The 4,725-nt window shown below is 72.6% G+C and carries 7 protein-coding genes; 5 read left to right on the forward strand and 2 right to left on the reverse strand.

Annotated elements, in window-relative coordinates; genetic code table 11:
• Window positions 1-137 precede the first annotated feature (137 nt).
• Window positions 138-1,208: a coiled-coil domain-containing protein gene (locus tag D7V93_RS38285; RefSeq protein ID WP_120648020.1), complete on the forward strand. Its 1,071-nt coding sequence runs from the start codon at window positions 138-140 to the stop codon at window positions 1,206-1,208.
• Between the two features lie 16 nt (window positions 1,209-1,224).
• Here the strand turns inward: D7V93_RS38285 and D7V93_RS38290 are convergent, their stop codons facing one another.
• Entirely contained in the window at window positions 1,225-1,767 is a 543-nt protein-coding gene (locus D7V93_RS38290; protein ID WP_208723290.1) for a hypothetical protein, read from the reverse strand.
• Between the two features lie 136 nt (window positions 1,768-1,903).
• Between D7V93_RS38290 and D7V93_RS38295 the strand changes: the two genes are divergently transcribed.
• Window positions 1,904-2,959, forward strand: coding sequence for a hypothetical protein (locus D7V93_RS38295; protein ID WP_120648022.1), 1,056 nt, complete (start codon window positions 1,904-1,906; stop codon window positions 2,957-2,959).
• Between the two features lie 34 nt (window positions 2,960-2,993).
• Here the strand turns inward: D7V93_RS38295 and D7V93_RS38300 are convergent, their stop codons facing one another.
• Complete coding sequence (locus D7V93_RS38300) at window positions 2,994-3,308, reverse strand: tetratricopeptide repeat protein (protein ID WP_120648023.1); 315 nt, start codon at window positions 3,306-3,308, stop codon at window positions 2,994-2,996.
• Between the two features lie 61 nt (window positions 3,309-3,369).
• Between D7V93_RS38300 and rsfS the strand changes: the two genes are divergently transcribed.
• From rsfS to D7V93_RS38315, 3 genes are all read left to right on the forward strand, one after another.
• Window positions 3,370-3,918 carry a ribosome silencing factor gene (gene rsfS / locus D7V93_RS46265; RefSeq protein ID WP_208723291.1) on the forward strand — a complete coding sequence of 183 codons (549 nt, stop codon included), beginning with the start codon at window positions 3,370-3,372 and terminating at the stop codon, window positions 3,916-3,918.
• A 1-nt stretch (window position 3,919) separates the two neighbouring features.
• Window positions 3,920-4,384, forward strand: a complete 465-nt coding sequence (locus D7V93_RS38310) for a 23S rRNA (pseudouridine(1915)-N(3))-methyltransferase RlmH (protein ID WP_120648024.1) — start codon at window positions 3,920-3,922, stop codon at window positions 4,382-4,384.
• Between the two features lie 71 nt (window positions 4,385-4,455).
• Window positions 4,456-4,725 (forward strand): RtcB family protein (locus tag D7V93_RS38315; protein WP_208723292.1); only part of this gene is annotated, 270 nt, incomplete at its 3' end.

The following is a 4,725-nucleotide window of genomic DNA, read 5'->3' on the forward strand; positions in this document are numbered from 1 at the left end:
ATTTTCCACCGCCCGGCTTCCCCACCCCTGCCCACCTCGTGCCCGCCAGGTGCCCGGAACCAGGAGGCTTTCCGGCCGGGCAGGGAACCGGGTAGGACGGTGGGACTGGCATCCGCCTTGCTGAAGGTTGACCCACGATGACGCTGCGTGCCCTAGCCCTTCTCGCGTGCCTGTTGCTGGGCGCCCCCGCCGGGGCCGCGTCCGGGCTGGAGCAGGCGCGTTCGAAGGCCCAGACGGCGCGCGTCGACGTGCGCACCCTGCGCACCCAGCAGCAGGGGCTGCGCGACGAGCTCAACGGGCTGGCCGCGCGCATCGAAGCGCTCAAGGCCCAGCGCCAGGGGAAGCTCACGCCGGGCGGGGAGCTGGAGTCGGCGCTGCGCCGCTCGCAGGAGTTGAGCGGGCAGCTCACCGGGCTGGCCCAGTCGGTGTCCGGCGCGGAGGGCGAGGTGGAGCGCGCGCACCTGGCGCTGCACGGCGCGCTGTCGCAGGAATTGACGCGGCTGCGCTCGGCCTGGGACGCGACGACGGACCGGGCGGAGCGGGCGCGCCTGCTGGAGCAGATGCGGTCGGTGCGCGGCGAGCGGGAGGCCGTGCGCGCGGCGCTGCCCGCGTCCCAGGTGCCGGCGCTGGACGGGGCCGCGCGCGGGGATGATCCGGAGGACCTGCTGGCCCAGGCGGACGCGCTGCGCGACACCCAGGACAAGGTGCGCCAGCGGCTCCAGGCGCTGAAGGCGCGCATCACGGAGGTGCGCGAGGAGCGCGACCTGGACCGGCGCATGAACGACTTCCTCGGCGAGGAGTCCATGTTCGACGACCAGGACCGCCGCCTGCGCCTGCGCTCCGCGGGCGACCAGGGCCTCCAGGTGGCGCCCACGCAGCGCGGCTCCGGCTCCCGGACGCCGTGGTTGAGCGCGGGAGACTCGTCGGCGGACTACGCCGGCCCCCCCATGACCGCGGACCCTCCTGGCGGCGGCGAGACGACGGCCGGGGATGACCCTTCGCGGCCCGGCGGCATCGTGGCGCCATCCGTCACCGCGAGCGACCGGCGGCCCCAGGTGGATCCGGTGCGCGCCCAGGCGCTGGCCGCGGGCGGGCCAGAGGACCTCACGTCCCTGGAGCAGGAGGCCGCGAAGCTGGAGTCCCTGGCGCGCGAGCTGGACGGGCGCGCGGGCGCGCTGGAGCGCAAGGCGAAGACGCTGGCCCCGTGACACGGGAGCGCTGGCGCTAGAGCAGGCCGCCCTCCACCTCCAGCACCACCGTGGCCTGCAGGCGCACCTCCTTCTCCGGCAGGCGCCCGTTGCCGCGCAGGATGATGGCCATGGTGGGCGCGGCGACGTAGGGCCGCAGGTCCATGTCCCCGTCCGCCTTGAGGGACAGCGTGGGGTTGGGCGGGCCCAACTCCAGCCTGGCGATGCCGTCCCGGCCGGCGAAGCGCACCTCCTGGTCCCCCGCACGGGCCACGGCCTCCAGCGAGTCCAGGAAGTCGAAGCCTTGATCGTTGGGGCTGAGCACCTTGAGCGACAGCGACTTCACCTGCACGCGCGACACCTCGTCCTTGGTGACGTCGCGGTTCCTGAAGTCCTGGTTCTGGTTGAAGTCCAGCGCCGCGAAGCTGCTGATGGCGGGAAAGGCATTGAGGAGGGTGGGTACGCCGGAGGCGTGCGCGGGCACCGTCGTCTCCCCTTGGATCTCCGTGGTGAAGGACGCCGGGGAACAGGCGACGAGCCCCAGGCTGGCCACCACCGCGAACAGGGACGCAGAAGACATGGCCCCAATGTACCGGGCGCCCGGGTGCGGCGTCACCGACCGCTGGCGCCGGGGGGCTGTCACCCCGGAAACCGCCGGCCGGAGGGGCTTCGTGAGGATGGGGCGTGCAGGCGGGCCGGAGTATGGTGCGCGCGTCTTGGACCGCCGCCTCCGCCCGCTCCTGCTCCTCCTCGCCACCCTGTGGGGCGGGGGTGCGCGCGCGGCCGAGTGGGAGGGCTCGCTCAAGGGCACCGGCCGGCTGCTCGTGGACAGCAACGCCCCGCGAGACTTCTCCGATGGCGTCACCCGCGGGCCCGCCACGGACCTGGCGCTGAGCGTGCTGGGCACGGCGGAGGGCCGGGGCACCGGCGAGCGTGCGCAGGTGGTGGGGCGCTACGAGCTGGGCGCCCGCAAGTACGTGGACTACGCCAACGAGGACACGCTGGTGCAGGCGGGCGCGCTGGAGGGCTCGCTCGCGCTGGGCTCCGAGTGGGGCGTGGGCGTGGAGGGCCACGTCAAGGACCGGCGGGGCGGCAGCCGCGCGTACTCGGACCTGGGCACCACCGTCTTCGCCGAGTACGCCCCGGACGTGCGGCTGGCGCTGCGCGTGCGGCTGGGCGCGCGTCGCTTCGTGTACCGCCCGGACCACACGGCCGACTTCGGCGGGCCGGAGGTGGGGGTGCTGGGGCGCTACCGGCTGGACCGGCGCCATTCACTGAGCGTGTTTGGCGAGTGGGGCTCCCGCGGCTATGGCACCCAGGCCCGGCCCTTCCCCGGCGTCACCCGGTCCCCGGGGCGGCGCCAGGACGGAGGGCTGGTGGCCGGCGCGGGCTACACGTACCGGGGGCCGGTGAAGCTGTCGCTCACGTATGCCTTCCAGGAGGTCAGCTCCAACAGCTTCGGCGAGACGGCGCTGCGCCACCGGCTCACCGGCAGCGCCGGGGTGCTGCTGCCCTGGAAGGTGACGCTGCTGGCGCAGGGCTCGCTGGGGCTGTCGCGCTACCCGGACGGCATCTTCCTGTCGCCGGAGATCATCCTGGTGGAGGAGGACGAGGGCCAGAACTCCCTGTCGCTGAAGCTGGCGCGGCCCGTCTCCGCCCGGGTGGACCTGGAGCTGTCCTGGGGCGTGTGGAGCACGCACCTGCCGCGCAACAGCCTGAGCTACACGCGCCAGGTGTTCGGCGTGGGCTTCACCTGGCGCGACCAGGAGTAGGCGCGGACCCCTCCCATGGGGGGTTCAGCCCAGCTCACCCCAGCTCGGAGATGCGCTCGTCGATTTCTTCCGCCAGGCCGGGGTGCTGCTGGGCGAGCGCGTGGTCGCGGGCCGTGATGAGCACCGCCTTCGCCTTGTCCGTCTGCCCGGCCCCCGCGTAGGCGTCCCCGAGGGAGACGAGGGCGGCGGCATAGTGCGGGTCCAGACGGACAGCGGACTCCAGGCTCTGGATGGCGTCAGCGTATTCCTTGCGCTCCAGGTGCAGCTTCCCCAGGGAGAACCAGGCCATGGGGGCGTCGGGGAACTGGACCACCATCTTCTTGAACTGTTCAAGGCGGGCGTCGCTCATGGACGGAACCCATTAGAGGAGCGCTGGAAGGTTGCCAAGGGTGCGCTAGGGTAGTTGGAACATGGCCACGAAGAAGAAGACCCCCGCATCCAAATCCAAGGCGAAGGCGAAGAGCGTCACCCGGGCTCCGGCGCGGAAGAAGACGGCGGCGAAGAAGGCGAAGTCCAGCCTCCGTCCGCCGCCGCGCACGAAGACCGCCGCCGCGCGCAAGAAGGCGCCGCGCGCTCCGGCGCCGCCCCCGCCGCCCAAGCTCGCGGAGAACCCGAAGGCGCGCGAGCTGGCGCGCCGCATCGGCGACCTGCTGCTCGACAAGAAGGCCTCGGACGTCGTCATCCTCGACATGCGCGGGATGACGTCCTACGCGGACTACATCGTCATCGCCTCCGGCGAGAGCGACCGCCAGGTGAGCGCCATGGCGGAGAACGTCCAGGTGCAGCTCAAGCAGGGCGCGCAGCCCCTGCGCCCCATCAGCACCGAAGGCCTGGAGACGGGCCAGTGGGTGCTGCTGGACTACGACGACGTCGTGGCCCACCTGTTCAACGGCGAGGTGCGCGCCTTCTACGACCTGGACGGGCTGTGGGCGGACGCGCCCCGGGTGAAGCTGGCCTGAGGTGAAGGTCCGCCTGCTGTCCATCGGCAAGGACCGCTCGGGGTTGTTCGAGCCCGCCGTGCAGGAGTACGCGCGGCGGCTCGAGCACTACACGCGCTTCGAGCTGATTGAATTGACCGAGGCCTCCGGCAAGAAGCTCAAGCCCGGAGAGGCGAAGGCCGCCGAGGCCGCCGCCATCCTGGCCAGGCGCAAGCCGCAGGACTGGCTGGTGGCCCTGGACGAGCGCGGCACGCTGCTGGATTCGGTGGCGCTCGGCCGCTACGTGGGCAAGGCGCAGACGGGCGCGAAGGACCTGCTCTTCGTCATTGGCGGGGACGAGGGCCTGGACGACACGGTGCGCGCGGCGGCGAACCAGGTGCTGTCCCTGTCGAAGATGACGCTGCCCCACCGGCTGGCGCGCGTGGTGCTCATCGAGCAGATCTACCGCGCGTTCACCATCCTGAAGGGCGAGCCCTACCACAAGTAGGCGGCCAGGCGGCCCGGCCGGGCTCCGGGGCTTGGCGTCAGGGCGTGCGCGGGGCCAGCGTCAGCGGGGCCATGTCCACGTCATCGATTGAACCCTCCACGGCCGTCGCGCCGGCCGCCACCGTGCGCATCATCGCTTCGCCCCAGTCATGGGTGGAGGGCGAGGCGGTGCGCCAGCTGGAAGCGGTGGCGCGGCTGCCCGGCATGCGCCTCGCGGTGGGGCTGCCGGACCTGCACCCCGGCAAGGGCGCCCCGGTGGGCGCGGCCTTCGAATCCGAGGGCTTCCTCTATCCCTATCTCGTCGGCAGCGACATCGGCTGTGGCATGGGCCTGTGGGACGTC

The sequence above is a fragment of the Corallococcus llansteffanensis genome (assembly GCF_003612055.1).
In the GTDB taxonomy this organism is placed as follows: domain Bacteria; phylum Myxococcota; class Myxococcia; order Myxococcales; family Myxococcaceae; genus Corallococcus; species Corallococcus llansteffanensis.

Bases quoted from the DNA above. Each gene is read 5' to 3' on its own strand.
- D7V93_RS38285 (WP_120648020.1), top strand. From the start codon at position 138: ATGACGCTGCGTGCCCTAGCCCTTCTCGCGTGCCTGTTGCTGGGCGCC.
- D7V93_RS38290 (WP_208723290.1), bottom strand. From the start codon at position 1,767: ATGTCTTCTGCGTCCCTGTTCGCGGTGGTGGCCAGCCTGGGGCTCGTC.
- D7V93_RS38300 (WP_120648023.1), bottom strand. From the start codon at position 3,308: ATGAGCGACGCCCGCCTTGAACAGTTCAAGAAGATGGTGGTCCAGTTC.
- rsfS (WP_208723291.1), top strand. From the start codon at position 3,370: ATGGCCACGAAGAAGAAGACCCCCGCATCCAAATCCAAGGCGAAGGCG.